This is a genomic window from Alkalilimnicola sp. S0819 (assembly GCF_009295635.1).
Taxonomy (GTDB): Bacteria; Pseudomonadota; Gammaproteobacteria; order Nitrococcales; family WHIW01; genus S0819.
On the sequence record NZ_WHIW01000041.1, the window covers coordinates 1 to 970 of the forward strand.

Consider the following 970-nt stretch of genomic DNA (forward strand, 5'->3'; position numbering starts at 1 on the left):
CGCCGTTTTTGCCATTCCCGCATGGCCTGTATGGGTGCTTTATGCCCCAGCGCCTTCTGCGGGATGTGGTGATTGTAGAGATGACAGTATCGCTTGAGGGTCTGCTCCAGGTCGAGCCGGCTGTCGAAGCGGTGAGTCTGCAGCACCTCGCTGATACGGCCGTTGAAGCGCTCTACCATGCCGTTGGTCTGGGGGCGGCGCACGGGGATCAGGCGATGCTCGGCGCCGGCCCCGGAGCAAATCCGGTCGAAAGGGTGAGTGCCGGTCGGGCCACGACCGCTGAGGCGGTCCGTGAAGGCCTTGTCGTTGTCCGTGAGGACGTGATGGACCTTGAACGGCACCTTGGCCAGTACCTGTTTCAAAAAGCCTGTGGCGGCACGCATGCTCTTGTCGGCGCGCAACTCCAGGTACACCCAGCGGGTGGCACGGTCGATGGCGACGAACAGGTAGCGCCGCGAGTCCTCGTCCGGCATCTGTGGCAGGTACTTGTAGTCGATGTGCAGATAGCCGGGCTCGTAGGGCTTGAAGCCCTTGTGTGCCGTCTTCGCGGGCGCCGGCTCCTGCTGCTCGCGCAGATCGGCCAGGCGGCTCACGCCGTGCCGGCGCAGGCAGCGATCCAGTCCCGAGCGCGACGCATGGGGATTGAGGAATTCGCGCACGACCACGAGCAGGTCATCCAGGGGCAGCAGCAGGAGCTTGCGCAGCTCCACGGCAATCACCTCCTGAGCCGGCGTGATCGTCGTGTGCAGGCGGTGGCGCGTGTGCGAGCGGTCGTTGACGTCATCGCGCTGACGCCAGCGGCGCACCGTATCAATGCTGATGTTGTAGCGCGCTGCCAGCGCACGGTTGGTGTCAGTGGACTGCTGGATCTCCCGCCGGATCCTCGGTGTGGTGGCAGCGTTCGCATGCAGACGGATCTTCATGGATGATTCCTCCTAAGCTCACTGAGCACCTCTCGCGCTACCCATAG

The 970-nt window shown here is 64.2% G+C and carries 1 protein-coding gene; it reads right to left on the minus strand.

The genetic code is table 11. The features are described from left to right. The coding region (locus tag GBG68_RS13885; protein WP_152148387.1) for an IS481 family transposase at positions 1–923 on the minus strand (923 nt) is incomplete at its 3' end. Positions 924–970 lie beyond the last annotated feature (47 nt).